This is a genomic window from Ensifer adhaerens (genome assembly GCF_013283195.1).
GTDB lineage: Bacteria > Pseudomonadota > Alphaproteobacteria > Rhizobiales > Rhizobiaceae > Ensifer > Ensifer adhaerens_G.
Map to the genome: position 1 here is coordinate 230,373 of NZ_JABEKT010000001.1, position 19,280 is coordinate 249,652.

At 62.0% G+C, this 19,280-nt stretch carries 20 protein-coding genes; 10 read left to right on the top strand and 10 right to left on the bottom strand.

Translation table 11 applies throughout. From position 1 onward, the window contains the following. Positions 1-10: 10 nt before the first annotated feature. The 3 genes from ftsY to LPJGGPFB_RS01125 all read left to right on the top strand — a co-directional run bounded on the left by ftsY (position 11) and on the right by LPJGGPFB_RS01125 (position 3,105). Complete coding sequence (gene ftsY / locus LPJGGPFB_RS01115) at positions 11-1,699, top strand: signal recognition particle-docking protein FtsY (protein ID WP_173418353.1); 1,689 nt, start codon at positions 11-13, stop codon at positions 1,697-1,699. A gap of 183 nt (positions 1,700-1,882) precedes the next feature. Beyond that, positions 1,883-2,515 carry a septation protein A gene (locus LPJGGPFB_RS01120; protein WP_173418354.1) on the top strand — a complete coding sequence of 211 codons (633 nt, stop codon included), beginning with the start codon at positions 1,883-1,885 and terminating at the stop codon, positions 2,513-2,515. Further along, entirely contained in the window at positions 2,512-3,105 is a 594-nt protein-coding gene (locus LPJGGPFB_RS01125; protein WP_173418355.1) for a DUF2585 family protein, read from the top strand. Before LPJGGPFB_RS01120 ends, LPJGGPFB_RS01125 begins: the two co-directional genes overlap by 4 nt. 253 nt (positions 3,106-3,358) lie before the next feature. Here the strand turns inward: LPJGGPFB_RS01125 and LPJGGPFB_RS01130 are convergent, their stop codons facing one another. From LPJGGPFB_RS01130 to ccmA, 5 genes are all read right to left on the bottom strand, one after another. Next, the gene (locus tag LPJGGPFB_RS01130; RefSeq protein ID WP_173418356.1) at positions 3,359-3,967 is read right to left on the bottom strand and encodes a DsbE family thiol:disulfide interchange protein; all 609 of its coding nucleotides are present in this window, start codon (positions 3,965-3,967) and stop codon (positions 3,359-3,361) included. Continuing rightward, positions 3,964-4,140: a heme exporter protein CcmD gene (gene ccmD, locus LPJGGPFB_RS01135; protein ID WP_173418357.1), complete on the bottom strand. Its 177-nt coding sequence runs from the start codon at positions 4,138-4,140 to the stop codon at positions 3,964-3,966. Before ccmD ends, LPJGGPFB_RS01130 begins: the two co-directional genes overlap by 4 nt. A 4-nt stretch (positions 4,141-4,144) precedes the next feature. Beyond that, positions 4,145-4,906 (bottom strand): heme ABC transporter permease, encoded by a 762-nt coding sequence (locus LPJGGPFB_RS01140; protein ID WP_173418358.1) that lies wholly within the window; start codon positions 4,904-4,906, stop codon positions 4,145-4,147. 176 nt (positions 4,907-5,082) lie between these two features. Beyond that, positions 5,083-5,742, bottom strand: coding sequence for a heme exporter protein CcmB (ccmB, locus tag LPJGGPFB_RS01145; protein WP_173418359.1), 660 nt, complete (start codon positions 5,740-5,742; stop codon positions 5,083-5,085). A gap of 39 nt (positions 5,743-5,781) precedes the next feature. Beyond that, a complete protein-coding gene (gene ccmA / locus LPJGGPFB_RS01150; RefSeq protein WP_173418360.1) occupies positions 5,782-6,432 on the bottom strand; it encodes a heme ABC exporter ATP-binding protein CcmA in 651 nt (216 codons plus the stop codon). Positions 6,433-6,703: 271 nt separating this feature from the next. Between ccmA and acnA the strand changes: the two genes are divergently transcribed. The 3 genes from acnA to LPJGGPFB_RS01165 all read left to right on the top strand — a co-directional run bounded on the left by acnA (position 6,704) and on the right by LPJGGPFB_RS01165 (position 11,170). Then, on the top strand, positions 6,704-9,394 hold the full coding sequence (gene acnA, locus LPJGGPFB_RS01155) for an aconitate hydratase AcnA (RefSeq protein WP_173418361.1): 2,691 nt from the start codon (positions 6,704-6,706) through the stop codon (positions 9,392-9,394). 183 nt (positions 9,395-9,577) lie between these two features. Next, positions 9,578-10,351: a DUF1223 domain-containing protein gene (locus tag LPJGGPFB_RS01160; protein WP_173418362.1), complete on the top strand. Its 774-nt coding sequence runs from the start codon at positions 9,578-9,580 to the stop codon at positions 10,349-10,351. A gap of 414 nt (positions 10,352-10,765) precedes the next feature. Then, positions 10,766-11,170: a DUF2794 domain-containing protein gene (locus LPJGGPFB_RS01165; protein WP_173418363.1), complete on the top strand. Its 405-nt coding sequence runs from the start codon at positions 10,766-10,768 to the stop codon at positions 11,168-11,170. Positions 11,171-11,330: 160 nt separating this feature from the next. Here LPJGGPFB_RS01165 and LPJGGPFB_RS01170 read toward each other — a convergent pair whose 3' ends face one another. The 4 genes from LPJGGPFB_RS01170 to LPJGGPFB_RS01185 all read right to left on the bottom strand — a co-directional run bounded on the left by LPJGGPFB_RS01170 (position 11,331) and on the right by LPJGGPFB_RS01185 (position 16,248). Then, the gene (locus tag LPJGGPFB_RS01170; protein WP_173418364.1) at positions 11,331-11,888 is read right to left on the bottom strand and encodes a GNAT family N-acetyltransferase; all 558 of its coding nucleotides are present in this window, start codon (positions 11,886-11,888) and stop codon (positions 11,331-11,333) included. A gap of 121 nt (positions 11,889-12,009) precedes the next feature. Beyond that, the gene (locus LPJGGPFB_RS01175) at positions 12,010-12,747 is read right to left on the bottom strand and encodes a Bax inhibitor-1/YccA family protein (RefSeq protein WP_077500863.1); all 738 of its coding nucleotides are present in this window, start codon (positions 12,745-12,747) and stop codon (positions 12,010-12,012) included. 226 nt (positions 12,748-12,973) lie between these two features. Continuing rightward, complete coding sequence (locus LPJGGPFB_RS01180) at positions 12,974-15,526, bottom strand: ABC transporter permease (RefSeq protein ID WP_173418365.1); 2,553 nt, start codon at positions 15,524-15,526, stop codon at positions 12,974-12,976. Next, positions 15,523-16,248 (bottom strand): ABC transporter ATP-binding protein, encoded by a 726-nt coding sequence (locus tag LPJGGPFB_RS01185; RefSeq protein WP_173418366.1) that lies wholly within the window; start codon positions 16,246-16,248, stop codon positions 15,523-15,525. Before LPJGGPFB_RS01185 ends, LPJGGPFB_RS01180 begins: the two co-directional genes overlap by 4 nt. Positions 16,249-16,315: 67 nt before the next feature. On the opposite strand from LPJGGPFB_RS01185, the gene LPJGGPFB_RS01190 reads away from it, so the two are divergent. Further along, entirely contained in the window at positions 16,316-16,957 is a 642-nt protein-coding gene (locus LPJGGPFB_RS01190; RefSeq protein ID WP_173418367.1) for an arylesterase, read from the top strand. A gap of 114 nt (positions 16,958-17,071) precedes the next feature. After that, complete coding sequence (gene thpR / locus LPJGGPFB_RS01195) at positions 17,072-17,662, top strand: RNA 2',3'-cyclic phosphodiesterase (protein ID WP_077500866.1); 591 nt, start codon at positions 17,072-17,074, stop codon at positions 17,660-17,662. Here the strand turns inward: thpR and LPJGGPFB_RS01200 are convergent. Continuing rightward, a complete protein-coding gene (locus LPJGGPFB_RS01200; RefSeq protein WP_173418368.1) occupies positions 17,599-18,075 on the bottom strand; it encodes a low molecular weight protein-tyrosine-phosphatase in 477 nt (158 codons plus the stop codon). The two genes, thpR and LPJGGPFB_RS01200, sit on opposite strands and share 64 nt — an antisense overlap. A gap of 84 nt (positions 18,076-18,159) precedes the next feature. Between LPJGGPFB_RS01200 and LPJGGPFB_RS01205 the strand changes: the two genes are divergently transcribed. After that, complete coding sequence (locus LPJGGPFB_RS01205) at positions 18,160-18,477, top strand: 4a-hydroxytetrahydrobiopterin dehydratase (protein WP_173418369.1); 318 nt, start codon at positions 18,160-18,162, stop codon at positions 18,475-18,477. A gap of 47 nt (positions 18,478-18,524) precedes the next feature. Continuing rightward, positions 18,525-18,902, top strand: coding sequence for a YkvA family protein (locus LPJGGPFB_RS01210; protein WP_173418370.1), 378 nt, complete (start codon positions 18,525-18,527; stop codon positions 18,900-18,902). Positions 18,903-19,280: the final 378 nt, after the last annotated feature.

Consider the following 19,280-nt stretch of genomic DNA (forward strand, 5'->3'; position numbering starts at 1 on the left):
GAATCCCTGAATGGCAATCGGTTTCATCAAGAAGATCTTCAACTTCGGCAAGGGCACTGTCGAGGAAGCCAAGCCGCAGGATGCCGCGCCGGAAGCGGAGATCGCAGCTGCGGTCGCCGCCGAAGTCGAGCCGACGCCGGAGCCAGCCCTCGCCGAGGAGATCGCCCCGGTCGACGTCGCCGTCGATGAGCCCGTTGCCGAGCAGCCGGGCGCCGAAGAAGCCTCCGAAGAGCTGCTTGAGCCGTTGTCTGACATCGAAGCGCTGCCGCTTGCGACCGAGGACCCGATCCTGCCGGCCGAGATCGAGACCGCAGGCGGACCAGCACCGGACGACGCCCACCGCCACACGCCCGTGACCGACGAAGACGCAGCAGCGCCTGTCGAAGCAGCCGTGAAACCGGAAGTGCTCTCTGAGGCCGCGCAAGAAGCGCTCGACACCTACGCAGCGCTTCAGGAAACTGTCCCCGAAGAACCGAATATCACGCCGGAAGCGCTGGCCGAGCAGGCAGAAATCGCAGCCGTGGAAGCCGAACCGGTTGCCGACGAAACGAGCGCTACACCGGCCGCCGACGCCGAGCCGATCGAGGACGTCGCCGCGGCAAGCGACGATGCTTCCGAAGCGCCAATCGTCGAAACACCGGTTCTCGAAGAGCCTGTGGCTGAGGAGCCGATCCTCGAAACACCTGTCGTCGAAGCGCCCGCCGCCGCCAGCCTGCCAAAGGGGTTTGCCAGCGCTGCCGAGCGCGCCGGGCAAGAGCCGGTTGCCGCGCCACAGGCCAAGCTCACCTGGTACCAGCGCCTGCGTCGCGGCCTTGCCCGCACGTCGTCGCAACTGACCGGCCAGATCGCCAGCCTCTTCACCAAGCGCAAGCTCGATGAGGCGACGCTGCAGGATCTGGAGGATCTGCTGATCCAGGCCGACCTCGGCGTCGAGACCGCCATGCGCATCACCGATACGCTCGCCTCCGAGCGCTACGGCAAGGATGTTTCCGGCGAGGACGTCTCGCGCATCATGGCCGGCGAAATCACCAAGGTGCTGTCGCCCGTCGCCAAGCCGCTGGAACTCGATCTCAGCCACAAGCCGCACGTCATTCTCGTGGTTGGCGTCAACGGCACCGGCAAGACCACGACGATCGGCAAGCTCGCGGCGAAGCTGTCGGGTGCCGGCCTCAAGGTGATGCTCGCCGCCGGCGATACCTTCCGCGCCGCGGCAATCGAACAACTGAAGATCTGGGCCGAGCGAACCAAGTCAGACATCGTTTCCTCCAAGCTCGGTGCCGATGCCGCCGGCCTTGCCTATGAGGCGTTTCAGCAGGCGCGCGAAAAGAAGGCCGACGTTCTGATCATCGATACCGCCGGCCGGCTGCAGAACAAGACCGAGCTGATGGCGGAACTCGAAAAGATCGTGCGCGTGCTCGGCAAGCTCGACCCGGATGCGCCGCACACGGTGTTGCAGACGCTCGACGCCACCACCGGCCAGAACGCGCTGCAGCAGGTGGAGATCTTCCGCAACGTCGCCGGCGTCAGTGGGCTGATCATGACCAAGCTCGACGGCACGGCGCGGGGTGGCATTCTTGTCGCCATCTCCGCCAAGCACAAGCTGCCGGTCTATTTCATCGGTGTCGGCGAAGGCATCGACGATCTCGAACCTTTCGAGGCCAAGGATTTCGCCGAGGCGATCGCGGGCGTTGCCGCCTGACGCCAGATCTTCGCGCGCGCCACACGACGCGCACCGCCACACGGCGACCTATGATCTGTCCGTAAATCGTCTCCGATTTACGGAATCGTCCGGAAGCGTTTGCGCAAGCTGGCTGCCTTGATATGGTTTTGCCGCAAAGCTGGTGTTATGAGCGGCAGGCAGATGCAAAAACAGGATCCCCAGATGTCGACGATCGAGGCTACAAAGCCGCAGAAGGAAGTCAGCCCGCTGTTGAAGCTGGTGCTGGAACTGGGACCGCTGATGGTCTTCTTCTTCGCCAACTCCCGCGGCGAGTGGCTGGCCGGGCATTTTCCGACGCTCTCCGAACTCGGCGGCCCGATCTTCATCGCGACCGGCCTGTTCATGGCGGCCACCGCCATCGCGCTCATCGTTTCCTGGATGCTGACCCGCACGCTGCCGATGATGCCGCTGATTTCGGGTATCGTCGTCCTCGTCTTCGGCGCGCTGACGCTCTGGCTGCAGAACGACACCTTCATCAAGATGAAGCCGACGATCGTCAACACGCTGTTCGGCACGATCCTGCTCGGCGGCCTGCTCTTCGGCAAGTCGCTGCTCGGCTACGTCTTCCACTCCGCCTTCAAGCTCGACGAAGACGGTTGGCGCAAGCTGACACTGCGCTGGGGTTTCTTCTTCCTGGTGCTCGCCGTGCTCAACGAGGTTATCTGGCGCTCGTTCTCCACCGATTTCTGGGTCGCATTCAAGGTCTGGGGCACGATGCCGATCACCATCCTGTTTACACTGGCGCAGATGCCGTTGATCATGAAGCATTCGCTCGATCAGGATAACGCCAAGTGAGCACAGCCATCGACGGCAACGACAGTCAGAACCGGCATGCGCTCCTCTGGTTCATAGCCTGCATCGGCGTTCTCGCGATCCAGGTCATCACCCAGCATCTGATGGGCCGAATCTGGATCTGCGACTGCGGCTACGTCAAACTGTTCGAACCCGTCGTCAAATCCAGCGGCAACTCCCAACATATCGCCGACTGGTACACGCCGTCCCACATCATCCACGGCTTCCTGTTCTATGGCCTCAGCCACCTGCTTCTGCGCGGCAAGCCGCTGACCGCCAAGCTGTTCCTCGCGATGGTCATCGAATCCGCCTGGGAGATTGCCGAAAACACGCCGATGATCATCAATCGCTATCGCTCGGCGACAATCTCGCTCGACTATTTCGGTGACAGCATCCTCAATTCGACGATGGATACGCTGGCCATGGTCGCCGGCTTTATGTTTGCCGCCCGCATGCCCGTCTGGCTGACGGTGCTGATTGCCATCGGCTTCGAACTGTTCACCGGCTGGCTGATCCGCGACAATCTCACGCTCAATGTGCTGATGCTCGTCTGGCCCCTCGATGCGGTCCGCGAGTGGCAGGCGGCGATTTAACGGAATTTCAGAGTTCGCCGCTGCCCCTCATCCCGCTGCCGCGACCTTCTCCCCGCGAGCGGGGGGAAGGAACTTGGGTCACCCGCTACCCTCCTCCTCACACTTGAGCAGAAAGAACTTGGCGCATCGTCTTGGTGCATAGCGGACGAGATTTGGGCAGGCAGATCCCGCGAGTAGCCTTCGCCCCGCATGCGGGGAGAAGGTGGCCGGCAGGCCGGATGAGGGGCATTTTCCGACGACAGCGCTAAGGCTCTTACGACCCGGCAGTAGCCTTTTCGATCGCCGGCATCAGCCCTTCCTTCACGCTCCTCTCGTCGAACGGCCCGACGCGCTTGTAGAGGATCGTACCGTCGGCACCGACGAGGTAGGATTCGGGGATACCATAGACGCCCCAGTCGATCGCCGCCTTGCCGCGCGGATCGACGCCGACTGCGGCAAAGGGATTGCCGAGTTCGCCCAGGAACCTCAGCGCGTTTTCGTTCTGGTCCTTGTAGTTGATGCCGACCACCGTCAGCCGCTCGTCTTTCGACAGTTCGAGAATGAACGGATGCTCCTGCCGGCACGGCACGCACCAGGAGGCCCAGACATTGACCAGTGTCAGCTTGCCCTTGATTGCCGCATCCGTCAGCGCCGGCATCGGCTGGCCGTTTCGGGTCGCGCCTTCAAGTGGCGGCATGTCGAGTGTTGGCGCCTTTGTGCCGATCAGCGCCGAGGGGATTTCGCTCACGTCCTTGCCCGAGTTGAGTTGGCTCCAGAAGATGGCGGCAAGGGCTGCGAAGATCGCGAGCGGTAGAAGGGCAAACCCGACGCGCAAGAGCCCCGGCTTGCGCTCCTCGCTGCCGGGCGCGGGGGTGCTGCTCATCGTGTCTCTCCGTTTGATGCTTCCGCCGAGCGCCGGCGCACACCCGACGCTTCGAGTTCGCGCAGTTCGCGCTGGCGCGCTCGCCCATCGGCGATCACCCAGAGACAGAGGCCGACGACCGTCAGCGTCGCAATGCCGTAGCTGGCAAGAACATAGGCCGCATGGCTCATCATCAGATTACACCTCCCGGCCGGCGCTGCGGGCTGCGAGACGGCGAAGCGACGTCACGCGCCGGCGCCAGATCTCGTTGCGCATGGCGGCGATATGCAGCGTGAAGAACAGTAGCGTGAAGGCGATTGCCATCACGACGAGCGGCCGGAGAAACTCCGGGTCGATCGTCGGGCCGTCGAGCCTCAAAACACTGGCTGGCTGGTGCAGCGTGTTCCACCATTCGACCGAAAACTTGATGATCGGAATATTGACGAAGCCGACCAGCACCAGCACCGCCGAGACCCGCGACGAGCGCGCCGGGTCGTCCATGGCGCGGTTCAGCGCCATCAGCCCGAGATACATCAGGAACAGCACGAAGACGGACGTCAGTCGCGCGTCCCAGACCCACCAGGCGCCCCACATCGGCTTGCCCCAGAGCGAGCCGGTGACAAGCGCTAGAAAGGTGAAGCAGGCACCGATCGGGGCGGCTGCCCGCGACGACACGTCGGCAAGCGGGTGCCGCCAGACGAGCGTGCCGAGGGCGGCGAGAGCCATCACCGAGTAGCACATCATCGACAGCCAGGCGGCAGGCACATGCACATACATGATGCGCACCGTCTCGCCCTGCTGATAATCGCCTTCCGTCGTGAACGACAGCCACAGGCCGACGACGAAGAAAAGTGCCGTCACCACGGCAAGCCACGGCAGCACGCGATCGGCCAGCGCCAGGAACCGCGTCGGGTTGGCGAGATCGCTGAATTTGCGGATGGCAAGGCTGTTTTCGCTCATGATCGCTCTTTAACGCTTAAGGCCTGTTGCTGCAATTGATCCCCGTCAAACACGCGATCACGATGAGTTTTGCGCGCCGCCAGCCTAGCCGACATAAACACGTTGGATTCTAGAAGGTTAGCGCGAGATGCGCCCGGAATCAGCAAACAGTTTATCCTTATCCCGCTGGATCCGCGTCAGTCGGACGCATGACGAAGCGCAGCGGCAGCAGCCACCGGCCCGATAACGGCGAAAAACAGGGTGATTGCCGCAAGGATCATCAAGGGTGGCAGGAACGGAGCGGGATCCTCGATCGCCGCATAAACGGCGCTGACCCCGAAGATCAGCACGGGAATGGCAAGCGGCAGCACCAGGATCGATACCAGCAGGCCGCCACGCGGCAGCGACACGGCAACGGCCGCACCGACCGCGCCGATGAAGGTGATCGCCGGCGTTCCCACAAGCAACGTCAACATGGTCGCGCCGATCGCAAGCTCGTCCATATTCATGAACAGGCCGAGAAGGGGTGCGGCGATCACCAGCGGCAGGCCGGTGGCCGCCCAATGGGCAGCGCATTTGACGAACACGGTAACGAGCAGGGGCGTTTCCTGCATCAGCATCAGGTCGAGCGACCCGTCTTCGCGCTCGGCCTGGAACAGCCGGTCGAGGCCGAGCAGCGACGCAAGCAACGCGCCGATCCACAGGATGGCAGGGCCGATGCGCGCGAGCAGGTTGAGGTCGGGGCCGACACCGAAGGGAATGACGGCGACGACGGTCATGAAAAACAGCACGCCGATCATCGCGCCACCGCCGGCGCGGATGGACAGTTTGAGGTCGCGGAGAAAGAGCGCGATCATTTGCCTGCGCCCTTCATCTCTTTGTCGCCAGCAGCTGGATCACGCGTCATGCCAGAGGCCTCCGTCGACGCCGGAAAAGCCGGTCATGCGCAATTCCTGGATACGCTCAAGCCCAAGCGGCTGATGTGTCGCGGCGATGACGATGCCGCCCTTGTCGAGATGTGCATTGACCAATCCGGCAAAAAGCTTGTCGGCGCCAGCGTCGAGCGCCGCCGTCGGTTCGTCGAGGATCCAGATGGGGCGGTGGGCGACAAGCAACTTGGCCATAGCCATGCGGCGCTGCTGGCCGGCCGAAAGATAACCGAAGGGCAGATGCGCAATGCCGGGAAGGCCGACGGCCTCCACAGCTTCGGCGAGATCCCTGCCCGAGCCGCCGGGCGAATCACCCATGAAGTTTTTCCAGAAGGAAAGATTTTCCGCGACGGTGAGTTCGCGCTTCATCGCATTTCGGTGGCCGAGATAGTGGCTGAGCTCCGACGGATGACGCATTTCAGGAGGGCCATTCTCAAGTTTGAGACTGCCTTTTTCAGCCATCAAAAGACCGGCCAGAACACGCAGCAAAGTCGACTTTCCAGACCCGTTCGGCCCCGTCACCACAAGGGCTTCGCCGGCACCCAGAGCAAAGGAAATATCGTTAAAAATCAGATCCTCACCGCGCCTCGCACTCAGACCTTCAGCCACCAGGCGCATGAATTTTCAGCTTCCCTTTACGCTCTTTGCCGCGAGGCAAAAAAAAGTCCCGATTGGACCTTGGTTGGTCTGGCACGATTTGGAGAAATTATCTATAAGGCGGCCAACACGCCAGCGGTCGGCGTGAATTTCATCCTAGCGCCGAACATGGAATGAATTTCCACGTACGGACAGCGGAAATGGCCGCACCCGCATCCCAATTCGCGCTTCATTGCGCTCGGGCGTTCGTACGTCAGTTTTTGGCGATCAGACGGAAACGGGGTATTATCCAGTGTCCAAATCCCTAGACAGTTTTAATTGTCGCTCCACGCTCACCGTCAACGGTGTCGACTACGTCTATTACAGCCTTCCCAAGGCTGAGGCGAACGGTCTCGCCGGCGTTTCGAAGCTGCCCTACTCGATGAAGGTGCTGCTCGAAAACCTGCTGCGCAACGAAGACGGTCGCTCCGTCACCAAGAAGGACATCGAGAACGTCGCCGCCTGGCTGAACGACAAGGGCACCGCCGAAAACGAAATCGCCTACCGCCCGGCCCGCGTTCTGATGCAGGACTTCACCGGCGTTCCCGCCGTCGTCGACCTCGCAGCGATGCGCGACGCCATGGTCTCGCTCGGCGGCGATCCGGAAAAGATCAACCCGCTTGTGCCTGTCGACCTCGTCATCGACCACTCCGTCATCGTCGACGAATTCGGCACGCCGACCGCCTTTGCCCGCAACGTCGAGCTCGAATACGAGCGCAACGGCGAGCGCTACCGCTTCCTGAAGTGGGGCCAGCAGGCGTTCAAGAACTTCCGCGTCGTACCGCCCGGCACCGGCATCTGTCACCAGGTCAATCTGGAATATCTGGGCCAGACCGTCTGGACCCGTGAAGAAGACGGCGAAATCACCGCCTACCCGGACACCTGCGTCGGCACCGACAGCCACACCACGATGATCAACGGCCTGGGCGTTCTCGGCTGGGGCGTCGGCGGCATCGAGGCTGAAGCGGCCATGCTCGGCCAGCCGGTCTCCATGCTCCTGCCTGAGGTCATCGGCTTCAAGCTGACCGGCAAGCTCAAGGAAGGCGTCACCGCGACCGACCTCGTGCTGATGGTCGTGCAGATGCTGCGCAAGAAGGGCGTTGTCTCGAAGTTCGTCGAATTCTTCGGCCCGGGCCTCGACAACATGACGCTCGCCGACCGCGCCACCATCGGCAACATGGGTCCGGAATACGGCGCCACCTGCGGCTTCTTCCCGGTCGACAGCGAAACCATCAACTACCTCACCATGTCCGGCCGCGAAGAGCAACGCATCGCACTCGTCGAAGCCTACTCCAAGGCACAAGGCATGTGGCGCGACGGTGACGGCTCGGAGCTCGTCTTCACCGACACGCTCGAACTCGACCTCGGCGACGTCGTGCCCGCCATGGCTGGCCCGAAGCGTCCGGAAGGCCGCATCCCGCTCGAGAGCATCGCATCGGGCTTCGCGACCGCGCTCGAAGGCGACTACAAGAAGCCGGGCCAGCTTTCGAACCGCTACGCCGTCGAAGGCACCGATTTCGATCTCGGCCATGGCGACGTTGCCATTGCTGCGATCACCTCGTGCACCAACACCTCCAACCCGTCGGTTCTGATCGCTGCCGGCCTTCTCGCCCGCAACGCTGTTGCCAAGGGCCTGAAGTCCAAGCCGTGGGTCAAGACCTCGCTTGCACCGGGATCGCAGGTCGTCGGCGAATACCTGGCAAAGTCCGGTCTGCAGAAGGACCTCGACGCGCTCGGCTTCAACCTGGTCGGTTTCGGCTGCACCACCTGCATCGGCAACTCCGGTCCGCTGCCGGCGCCGATCTCCAAGACGATCAACGACAAGGGCCTGATTGCCGCCGGTGTTCTCTCCGGCAACCGCAACTTCGAAGGCCGTATCTCGCCTGATGTCCAGGCGAACTACCTCGCCTCGCCGCCTCTCGTCGTCGCCTACGCACTCGCCGGTACGGTCCAGAAGGACCTGACCAACGAGCCGCTCGGCGAAGACAAGGACGGAAACCCGGTCTTCCTCAAGGACATCTGGCCGACCTCCAAGGAGATCCAGGAGTTCATCTTCAAGTACGTCACGCGCGAACTCTACGCGAGCAAGTATGCCGACGTCTTCAAGGGCGACGAAAACTGGCAGGCCGTTCAGGTTCCCCCGGGCCAGACCTACGCCTGGGACGACGGTTCGACCTACGTGCAGAACCCGCCCTACTTCGTTGGCATGGGCAAGTCCGGCTCGGGCATCTCCGACATCAAGGGCGCACGCGTCCTCGGCCTGTTCGGCGACAAGATCACCACCGACCACATCTCGCCGGCCGGTTCGATCAAGGCTGCCTCGCCGGCCGGTGCATACCTTATCGGTCATGGCGTTGGCGTTGCCGACTTCAACCAGTACGGTACGCGTCGCGGCAACCATGAGGTGATGATGCGCGGCACCTTTGCCAACATCCGCATCCGCAACCACATGCTCGGCCCGAACGGCAAGGAAGGTGGCTACACCATCCACTACCCGTCGAAGGAAGAGATGTCGATTTACGACGCTGCCATGCAGTACAAGGAAGAGGGCGTTCCGCTCGTCATCTTCGCCGGCGTCGAATACGGCAACGGTTCGTCGCGCGACTGGGCCGCAAAGGGCACCAACCTGCTCGGCGTCAAGGCCGTGATCGCCCAGTCCTTCGAGCGTATTCACCGCTCGAACCTGGTCGGCATGGGCGTCATCCCCTTCGTCTTCGAAGAAGGAACGACGTGGGAATCGCTTGGCCTGAAGGGTGACGAGATCGTCACGATCGACAACCTCGCCAAGGTCCAGCCGCGCGAAAAGCGCGTCGCCAAGATCACCTATGGCGACGGCACCGTGAAGGACGTTCCGCTGGTCTGCCGCATCGATACGCTCGACGAAGTGACCTACGTCAACAACGGCGGCATCCTGCAGACGGTTCTGCGCGACCTCGCCGCCTGATCGTTCAGCTTGCCTGAGGCATAGAGGGGCCGGGATACCGCAAGGTGTCCCGGCCCTTTCACGTTTCCTGCAGGTTGCCTGTCCATATCCTCACTCCAACGTGACTTCCCGTTGAAGCAACGGCGTCGTATGTAATGGACTTCCCCGTGAAGTAGGCCTGTCGGCCGCCAATGAAGTGACGCCATGACATTCGCAGACAGATATTTCCTTCGCCCTGTTGCACTGGCTTTCGGGCTCTTTGCGGCAGCGTCGGTTCCGGCGATGGCGGAAGACGGCAAGGTTATCAAAGGCGTCGTCGAACTCTTCACCAGTCAGGGCTGCTCTTCGTGCCCACCAGCTGATGCCGCCTTGAAGAAGCTGGTGGATGACGGCGACGTGGTGGCGCTGTCCTATCACGTCGACTACTGGAACTATCTCGGCTGGAAGGACACGCTCGCCTCGAGCGACAACACCGACCGGCAATATGCCTATGCCCGCATGCTGGGTCGCAACGGCGTTTACACGCCACAGGCGATCCTCAACGGCCGCGACCATGTCAACGGCGCCAACCTGCAGGCGATCAAATCCCGCCTCGACGCCATGAAGGCAGATGGCAAGGGGCTTGCCGTTCCCGTCGATGCCAAGATCAACGGCGATGAGATCTCGATCAAGGTCGGCGCCGGTGACGGCAAGGCCAATGTCGTCGTCGTCTATTTCGACCGCGCGAGGGTCGTCGATGTCGAGAAGGGCGAAAACAGCGGCAAGAAGATTTCCTACTGGCACGCGGTGCGCGACATCCAGACCATCGGCATGTGGGATGGCAAGCCCGCGACCTTCACCCTGCCTGCAACGGTGCTGACGGAGCAGCGTGGCAAAAGCGGCTGCGCGGTGCTGTTGCAGTCGATGAAAGATGCCGAAACCCCGGGTCCGATCATCGGAGCCACGGCCGTGCTCGCAGGCCCTCAAGGCAAGCTCTAGCGAACGGCGGAGCGTCTGGGGCCGCGAGCGGTTCAAGGAATACGCAGCAGAAAGACGAAGGTGCCGTACCGGCTTCACGGCGCCGAAGGTGGCGCCTGAAGCCATAAGGGGTGGTTCGGCCCGGCAGCATCGAGGGGCTGGGGCTGAGGGTTCGAAGTTACCGGACCGAACCGGCCATGACTGCGTTCTTTGAAGGTCACGCAGCATGACGATCTGAACGGACATACGGTGGCAACGACTCTGTCCGTCAGCGCCCGCGAGTTTTGCGGTGAATTGGGGCGCCGATTTGACTGAAATGGGGCGGAGGCAAGAAATGCCGTCTGCGCCCAGAGGCTCTGGCTGCTTCCGGCTTGCTTTTCGGCTCGCGTCAGGCAAACTGTTATCGTTCTGTCACAACAGAAGGCCGGATTGCCGATGACCGATGAGCCGGATTTGCCGCGAGGCGAGGCGCGACATCAGCGCCAGACCGCGTCCGAAGTGGTCGTTGATCTCTCGGAATACAAGAACGCCCGGAACGCTCCTCCCATCACCTTCCATCGCCGCGAACTCGACCAGATCCTGTGGGTCTATGGCCGCATGGTCGGCGAAGGCGAATGGCGCGACTACGCCATCGATCACCTGAAGGATCGGGCCGTCTTCTCCGTGTTCAAGCGATCGGGCGAGATGCCGCTCTACCGCATCGAGAAAAACCCGAAACTCGCTGCCAAGCAAGGTGCCTTCAGCGTTCTCAACGTGCACGGGACGATCCTGAAGCGTGGACACGAACTCGGGCAGGTGCTGAAGGTTTTTGACAAGGTTCTGAAGCTGATCGAAACCTGAGAGACCGGTTCCAAGCCGATCGGAGATGCGAGCGGGGCAACCAGCCGAGGTTGGATGCACTGGCATCCCTTCCTTCGACAATGTCCCGAAAGTGCGGCGGCCGCATGTTTTCAAGCCATTTCCCGAAGGAATTGCCTCGCGCGCTTGCTGACGCCCGTTCTCAGCCCTGGTAAAGCGTATCCGGGTAGACGCCCGCAGAGGGGTCGCTCGTCGAGCCATCGCCAAGCGCCAGCTGCATGATCGCTGTATCGAGCCAGCGCCCATGCTTGAAGCCTGTCGCCTTCATCAACCCCTGATCTTCGAAGCCAACAGAACGGTGGACCGCGATCGATGCGGGATGAGCGCCGCCGATGACCGCCACCATCTGGCGAAACCCGAGTTCTGTGCAGCGACGGACAAGCTCGACCAACAGCATCTTGCCGGCTCCCTTCCCCCGCGCCGCCGGCGCCAGATAGATCGAATCTTCGACCAGGAAGCGGTAGGCAGCGCGCGTGCGAAAGGCGGAGGCGTAGGCGTAGCCGACGATCGTGCCCGCCGCGTCAGTCGCAACGATGTAGGGATAACCGTGGCTGGCGATGCTCGCGAAGCGCGTCGTCATCTCCGCCTCCGAGGGAGGCACGATCTCGTAGGTCGCCACACCGTTCAGAACGGATTCGCGATAGATTTCGGTGATGGCGGGCAGATCGGAAACGGTGGCGTCGCGCAAGGTCAATGGCATGGGAAGATCTTGAAGGTTCGGTTTTCCATTCAGTCACACGGATCGCAGCCGTGGATCAAGCCCTTTCCCGGGCAACAAAAAAGGCGGCCGAAGCCGCCTTTTCAGTCAATCCAGTCAAAGCTTAGTTGTTCCGGTTGCCCATGAACTGCAGCATGAACATGAACAGGTTGATGAAGTCGAGGTAGAGCGTCAGGGCGCCCATGATCGCCTTGCGGCCGGCAACGGTGCTGTCATCGGCATCGTAGTACATTTCCTTGATCTTCTGCGTGTCGTAGGCGGTAAGGCCTGCGAAGATCAGCACGCCGATCACGGAGATCGCGAAGCCGAGCGCCGAAGAGGCGAGGAAGATGTTGACGATCGACGCGATGATGACGCCGAACAGACCCATGATCAGGAACGAGCCCATGCCGGACAGGTCCTTTTTCGTGGTGTAGCCGTAGAGCGACAGCGCACCGAAGGAAGCCGCGGTCACGAAGAACGTCTGCACGATGCTCTGGCCGGTGAAGACCATGAAGATCGACGACAGCGAAACGCCCATCAGCGCCGCATAGACCCAGAACGTCATCTGCGCGGCAGAAACGCTCATGCTATTGATGCGGAAGCTCATGAAGAACACGAGACCCAAAGGAGCGAGCATGACGACCCATTTCAGGGGCGACGCATAAAGAAGTTGGGCGAATGCCGGATTGGAGACGGCAAGCGCGAATGTTCCGTAAGCTGCCAGGCCGGTGATCGCCAGGCCCAGGGCCATCAGGTTGTAGACCTTCAGCATGTAGGTGCGAAGGCCTTCGTCGATCATGGCACCCGCCTGCGCGCCGGCAGGCGACATTCGGGTTTGGTAGTTTCTCAGATCAGCCATTGTTTCCTCATTTAAGCCCCGGTTGAACTTACGGTGTCGGGCGGATGACCTCAGACCCAACGAGAGGTCGCCATCCCATGCCCAGGCGCCGCTGCGGGGCTCCAGCATGCCTGTGGATAAATATGATGCCGAAAGCCTTTGGGTACAAGACCTTTGGCCCCCTGATTCGGTACAGCCTTAGCGTTTATGGCCTTGTAGGACAGGGATTTACGGTTAACTTCGCCGCTCAAAGCTCCCGCAGAACCGGCGCCGCCTTTTGGCCCAGCACACGCCAGGTACCGGCAAGCCCGATGCCGACCGTCATCACCAGCGCGATGACAACGGTCGCAACCGCGACATCCGGCAGGAAACTTGACGGCAGCTTCATGATCCGGCTGACGACGAACCAGGCGGAAACACCGCCGGCAAACAGCGCAAAAACCGCGGTTGCAAGGCCCAGGATGATGTATTCGTAGCTGAAGGCACGGATCAGCGTGGTGCGCGTGGCGCCGAGCGTCTTCAGCACCACGGCATCGTGGATGCGTGCCCTGTTGCCGGCGGCAAGCGCGCCGGCCAGCACCAGTACGGACGCCACCAGGGCCACGGCCGCCGCGGCACGGATCGCCGTTGCCAGCTGCCCGAGAAGCGCGTTCACAATGTCGAGAGCATCCTTCACCCGAACGCTGGTGATCGTCGGATAGGCGTTCGTGATCGCCTTCAGCACTGTCGCCTCCTCCTCGGGCGTCGCACCCGGATCGATCACCGTTGCCAGCCACGCATGCGGCGCACCGGCAAAGGTGTTGGGAGAGAACACCATGACGAAGTTGATCGACAGCGATTCCCACTCGACATTGCGGAAATTGGCGATCCTGGCGGTGATGTTGCGGCCGAGCACGTTGACGGTGACCTTGTCGCCGATCTTCAGCCCGAGTTCACCCGCCTCTTCGGCCGAGAACGACACCAGCGGCTCGCCGCTGTAGTCGGGCGCCCACCAAGTACCCTCGGCCAGCGTCGAATTCTCGGGCTTGTTCTTGGCATAGGTAATGCCGCGGTCGCCGCGCAGCACCCACTGGCCGCTCGGCGGCACGTTCCGGGCGTTCACGTCCTCACCGTTAAAGGCGATGATCCGGCCACGCAGCATCGGCACTTCGATGACCTTGCCGTCCGGCATCGCGCCCTCAAGCAGCGTACGGAACCCTTCGATTTCGCTTCCCTGGATATCGACGAAAAAGAAATTGGGCGCACGCTCTGCCATGCTGCCGGTCAGTTCGCGCCGAAGATTGCCGTCGATCAGCGCAAGCGTGACGAGGAGCGCAAGCCCGAGGCCGAGCGACAGCACCACCGAGGGCGTGAGCGCCCCTGGCCGATGGATGTTGCCGATCGCCAGCCGCAACGCCGGCGAACTCACCCGCGGACTGCGGCGCGCAAGCCAGGAGATCAGCAGCGAAACGAGCCGCAGCACGATGAAGGCAAAGGCGATCGCGCCCAGAAAGACCAGCGAGATGTAGCGGTCATAGGCGGTAAAGATGGCAAGCCCCGCAAGCGCTCCAAGGCAGGCGAGCGCACCGGTGAGATAGGGCCAGGCGGGAAAGCCCGAGGGATCAAAGCCCTGCTGGCGAAAGAGCGCCGTTGCCGGAATGCCGCGTGCCCGGCCGAGCGGCAGGATGGCAAAGGCAAGCGCCGTCAGCACACCGAAAAGAGCGGCGATGCCAAGCGCGCCCGGATAGAGGCGGAACTCGGTCGAAATCGGTAGCAGATCGGCCAGGAACTGCGCGGCGACGAAGGGGATGAGCGCGCCGAGAACAAGCCCGATCGCAATGCCGATCAGCGCGATCAGCAGGATCTGCGCGAGATAGATCATGGCCACCAGCGAGGCGGGCGCGCCGAGGCACTTGAAGGTGGCGATGATGCTGCGTTTCTGATCGAGATACGCGCGCACGGCATTGGCAACACCCACGCCGCCGACGATCAGGGCCGTCAGGCCCACAAGCGTCAGGAATTGCGAGAAGCGGGTAATATTGGCCGTCAGCGACGGCGCGGCATTGGAGCTGGTACGGATCGACCAGCCGGCGGCGGGAAAACGTTTCTCGGCATCGGTGCGCACAGCGGCCACCTGTGTGGGATCACTGATCTTCACCTTGTAGCCGTGCTCGACCAGACTTCCCGTCTGCACAAGACCCGAGGCGTCGAGCGCTTCGGCAGACACCATCAACCGCGGCGCAAAGCCGAAACCATCGGAGAGTGCATCCGGCTCGCGCAGGATCGTGCCTGAAATCCTGATGCGGGCATTGCCGAGCAGAATGTCGTCGCCGACGGAAATGCCAAGACGGTCGAGCAGCAAGGGTGCGGCAACCGCGCCGAACCCGTCGCCCTGGCGCGCCAGCAGACTGCCAAGCGGCTGATCCGGCTGGCTTTCGAGCTTGCCATAGAGCGGATAGGCCGCATCGACAGCCTTCAATTCGACGAGCGCCTGGTTGGAACCGTCAGGCAAACGGGCCATCGAGCGCAGCCCGGCGGAAACCGAGACCGGCCCGAGCCCGTCGAGGAACGCCCGCTCCTCTACCGTCGCCACACGATTGTTGAGTTCGAAGCGAATGTCGCCGGCAAGCAATTCGCGACCTTGAAACGCAATCGTCGCGGTGATCGATTGCGACAGCGAGTTGACCCCGGCGATCGCCGCCGTGCCGAGCGCGATACAGGCGAGGAAGATGTAAAACCCCTTGAGGCCACCGCGCATTTCGCGCAGCGCCAGCCGGAGGGCAAGCAGAGGACGCAAACGGATCGGAGCAGCCTCACTCATGCGGATGCCGCTTCCTGTCGCTGTGCTTCAACGACGGATTCGAGCGCGCCACTGGAAATGATCTCGCCGGAGCGCACCCGCACCTGCCGCGAGCAACGGGCCGCCAGGGCCGCGTCATGGGTCACCAGCACGAGTGTCATGCCACGGTCACGCTGTTCGGCGAAAAGCAGGTCGGCGATCTGCCGGCCCGTCTCGGCATCGAGATTGCCGGTCGGTTCGTCGGCGATCAGCAACTTCGGCGACGGCGCAAGCGCGCGCGCAATCGCCACGCGTTGCTGCTCGCCGCCTGAGAGCTGGCCGGGATAGTGGCTGAGCCGCTCGCCGAGGCCGACGGCGACGAGTTCCTTGCGCGCGATGTCGAAGGCGCCGGGAACGTTGGCAAGCTCGAGCGGCACGGCGACGTTTTCGAGCGCCGTCATATTGGGGATGAGATGGAAGGACTGGAAGACGATGCCGATGTTGCGGCCGCGAAAATCGGCGACCCGGTCCTCGTTCAGCCGGTGCAACGGCGTGCCGTCGATGACGATTTCGCCACGGTCCAAACGTTCGAGACCGGCCAACACCATCAGCAGCGTCGACTTGCCCGAACCGGAGGGCCCGACGATGCCGACGGACTCTCCCGCATCGATGGTCAGGCTCATGCCTTTCAGCACATGCACCGAGGCTGCGGCCTCGCCCAGGGTGAGGTCGGCATTTTTGAGCTCGATGATGGTACTGGCCAAGCGAAATAACCCTATATGAAACGGAAAGAGAAAAAGAAAACGGCTCCCGCGATTTAGGAACAGACCCATGGCATTAAAAGGTTTTCAACGGTTTTTCTTGGGGCTCGCAATGACAATTGCGTTATCGGCGACCGCACGGGCGGAAACGATCAGCCTCGTCGGCTTCGGCGACAGCCTGATGGCGGGCTACCAGCTGCCACCCGAGGATGCCTTCCCGGCGCGGCTTGAAAAGGCGCTGAAGGAAAAGGGTCTCGACGTCACCGTGGCCAACGCCGGCGTTTCCGGCGACACCAGTTCCGGCGGGCTCGCGCGCATCGACTGGTCGATCCCCGACGGCACCAAGGGCGTGATCCTTGAGCTTGGCGCCAACGACGCGTTGCGCGGCATCCCGCCGGAGGAAACCCGCAAGAACATCGAGGCGATGATCGCGCGGCTGAAGGAGCGCGGCATCGCTGTCCTGCTCGCGGGCATGATGGCTCCGCCGAACATGGGCGCCGACTATGCCGCCCGCTTCAACCCGATCTATCCGGACCTTGCAGAGAAATACGGGCTGGAGCTCTACCCGTTCTTCCTCGATGGCGTCGTCACCGACGCGGCACTCAAGCTTGAAGACGGCATGCACCCGAACGGCAACGGCGTCGGCATCATGGTCGAAAAGGCGCTGCCCACCGTCGAACGTTTCATCGCAACACTGGGAAAGGCGGAGTGAACAAATCATCCACAGTTAAGAGAGTGTTAATATTCGCAAGCGTCAAATAGTAGTTGCCTGCAGACTCGATGCGTGATTCGCTGAGACATCTGCAAGAGATTCGGGGAGCTCGCCATGCCGAGACTATTCACCGCCCTCGAAATTCCGCGCAATGTTGCGATGAGTCTTTCATTGCTGCGCGGAGGTCTTCCCGGAGCTCGTTGGATCGATGTGGAGAACTACCACATCACCTTGCGCTTTATTGGTGACGTCGATTGGCGCACCGCAGACGAGATCATCGACAAGCTCGACCGGATCGAAAGACCGGAGTTCCAGCTGCAGCTCACCGGCACCGGCGCCTTCGGCTCGAAGAAACCGCACTCCGTCTGGGCCGGGGTCAGCAACCATCCGGAAATGTACGCGCTGCAGGCCGAAATCGAGCGCATCTGCCAGAGGCTCAGGCTGCCGGCGGATCCGCGCAAGTTCACGCCGCATGTCACGCTTGCAAGGCTGCGCTCCAGCCGCGTCGAGGATGTAGTCGAATATCTCTCCGGCCGCGGCAACTTCATGGCCTCGCCCTTCACCGTTTCACGCTTCGTGCTCTTGTCGTCGCGCGATTCGGTCGGCGGTGGCCCCTACCTCACCGAAGAGGTATTTCCGCTTCACGAAGCTCGCTCTTCGAGCCTGTCGAGCAACGACGAGCATCCGGCTTCCAACATCTGGTAAAGCCGTTCGAATGCTTCAGGGCCGTCATAATAGGGATCAGGAACGTCCTGGTCCCACCCCGAAGCGTAAGCGAGAAACAGGTCAATTTTTCCGGCCAGACCGGCCGGCGCGATTTGGCGAAGGGTGCTGACGTTTTCTCCGTCCATGCCGAGAATGAGGTCGAAAGCCTCGAAGTCGGCCTTCGATACCTTGCGCCCGCGAAGCCCCGCAATATCGATACCGTGGCGGCGCGCCGCTTCGATCGACCGGCGGTCCGGCGGATCGCCGATATGCCATGCGCCCGTGCCCGCCGAATCGACGGTGATCTGCGACGCCAACCCTTGCCGTGCGGCGCATTCGCGAAGCACGCCTTCGGCCAGCGGTGAACGGCAGATATTGCCGAGACAAACAAAAAGAATTCGGATCGGTTTCATGCTATCCATTTCAAGGAGATAGGGGCAGGTCGACATATACGCGGCCATGCAGCCTTCGAACAGGGATTGAGTTGGGAGGAACGGATGAGGCCGGAGAAACTCGACGAGGCGACGATCGCCGAACAGCTGCACAAGATGGAAGGGTGGGTCAGGGCCGAGGACGGCGCCTCCATCTGGAAGGCTTTTCGCTTCAAGAATTTCGTCGAAGCCTTCGGCTTCATGACGGAGATGGCGATCGTTGCCGAAAAGCTCGATCACCACCCGGAATGGTTCAACGTCTACAATCGCGTCGACGTCACGCTGACGACGCACGACGCCAGCGGCCTGACAGATCTCGACTTCAAGCTGGCCGCCAGGATGGACAAGGCAGCGGCGGGTCGCATGCCCGACCATTTGAAATAACGCCGGCACGTCCCATATTGTGAGCGTTGCAACATCGGAAAGAGGCGATGGACGACGTAAAGATTGGTGAAATTCTCCTGCCCGGCGAAGAATCCGAACAGGAGCGCAGGGAAAAGCGCGTCAAGCGGCGCTTCTGGCCGACCTTCCGCCGCGCCGCCCGTCAGATACCGTTCAGCCGCGAACTCGTCGCCGCCTATTATTGCGCCATCGACCCGAAGACCCCGACGCGCACACGCGGCATCCTGCTGGCGGCGCTCGCCTATTTCGTGCTGCCGCTCGACTTCCTTCCCGATTTTCTCGCCGTCGTCGGCTTTTCCGATGACGTCGCGGTTCTGACCGCCGCCTTCGCCGCCATCAGCGGGCAGATCAAGGAAGCCCACTATCTCAAGGCCGACGAAACGCTGGCCGACAATCCGCAGGATTGACCGAGGGAAACGCAGCATATCCGCAACCGCGCCGTATTCCTGCCCAAAAGTCAAACTCTTGCCCGAATCTTTGTGGCATAGACATTTGAGAACAGCGCGCGTTGGGACGTCTTCGTCGAGACGGGCGTCGTCTGAAATGGTTTAGGCGGTAAACAATCCGGAACAACGGCCCGAGGCGCCGAGCATTCGAAGCCAGCAGAGCGCTGGATAGATGAATGGACGGCAGATCTGGCGACGCCGGAGCGAAGGCCACAAATGCTTCGTTTCGGGGCTGAAATCAGCGGATTTTGGCCTTCGTTGACGGTTTGGTAACCTGAATTAAGTCACAACAAATGAAATCATGACTACGCGTCGCCCGTCTGACCTGTTTCGGGTGAT

Coding starts and splice junctions, on each gene's coding strand:
- LPJGGPFB_RS01175 (WP_077500863.1), bottom strand. CDS start 12,747: ATGGCTGATCTGAGAAACTACCAAACCCGAATGTCGCCTGCCGGCGCG.
- LPJGGPFB_RS01120 (WP_173418354.1), top strand. CDS start 1,883: ATGTCGACGATCGAGGCTACAAAGCCGCAGAAGGAAGTCAGCCCGCTG.
- LPJGGPFB_RS01140 (WP_173418358.1), bottom strand. CDS start 4,906: ATGAGCGAAAACAGCCTTGCCATCCGCAAATTCAGCGATCTCGCCAAC.
- ftsY (WP_173418353.1), top strand. CDS start 11: ATGGCAATCGGTTTCATCAAGAAGATCTTCAACTTCGGCAAGGGCACT.
- thpR (WP_077500866.1), top strand. CDS start 17,072: ATGCCGAGACTATTCACCGCCCTCGAAATTCCGCGCAATGTTGCGATG.
- LPJGGPFB_RS01160 (WP_173418362.1), top strand. CDS start 9,578: ATGACATTCGCAGACAGATATTTCCTTCGCCCTGTTGCACTGGCTTTC.
- ccmA (WP_173418360.1), bottom strand. CDS start 6,432: ATGCGCCTGGTGGCTGAAGGTCTGAGTGCGAGGCGCGGTGAGGATCTG.
- LPJGGPFB_RS01170 (WP_173418364.1), bottom strand. CDS start 11,888: ATGCCATTGACCTTGCGCGACGCCACCGTTTCCGATCTGCCCGCCATC.
- LPJGGPFB_RS01190 (WP_173418367.1), top strand. CDS start 16,316: ATGGCATTAAAAGGTTTTCAACGGTTTTTCTTGGGGCTCGCAATGACA.
- LPJGGPFB_RS01130 (WP_173418356.1), bottom strand. CDS start 3,967: ATGAGCAGCACCCCCGCGCCCGGCAGCGAGGAGCGCAAGCCGGGGCTC.
- LPJGGPFB_RS01210 (WP_173418370.1), top strand. CDS start 18,525: ATGGACGACGTAAAGATTGGTGAAATTCTCCTGCCCGGCGAAGAATCC.
- LPJGGPFB_RS01205 (WP_173418369.1), top strand. CDS start 18,160: ATGAGGCCGGAGAAACTCGACGAGGCGACGATCGCCGAACAGCTGCAC.
- ccmB (WP_173418359.1), bottom strand. CDS start 5,742: ATGATCGCGCTCTTTCTCCGCGACCTCAAACTGTCCATCCGCGCCGGC.
- LPJGGPFB_RS01165 (WP_173418363.1), top strand. CDS start 10,766: ATGACCGATGAGCCGGATTTGCCGCGAGGCGAGGCGCGACATCAGCGC.
- ccmD (WP_173418357.1), bottom strand. CDS start 4,140: ATGATGAGCCATGCGGCCTATGTTCTTGCCAGCTACGGCATTGCGACG.
- LPJGGPFB_RS01180 (WP_173418365.1), bottom strand. CDS start 15,526: ATGAGTGAGGCTGCTCCGATCCGTTTGCGTCCTCTGCTTGCCCTCCGG.
- LPJGGPFB_RS01200 (WP_173418368.1), bottom strand. CDS start 18,075: ATGAAACCGATCCGAATTCTTTTTGTTTGTCTCGGCAATATCTGCCGT.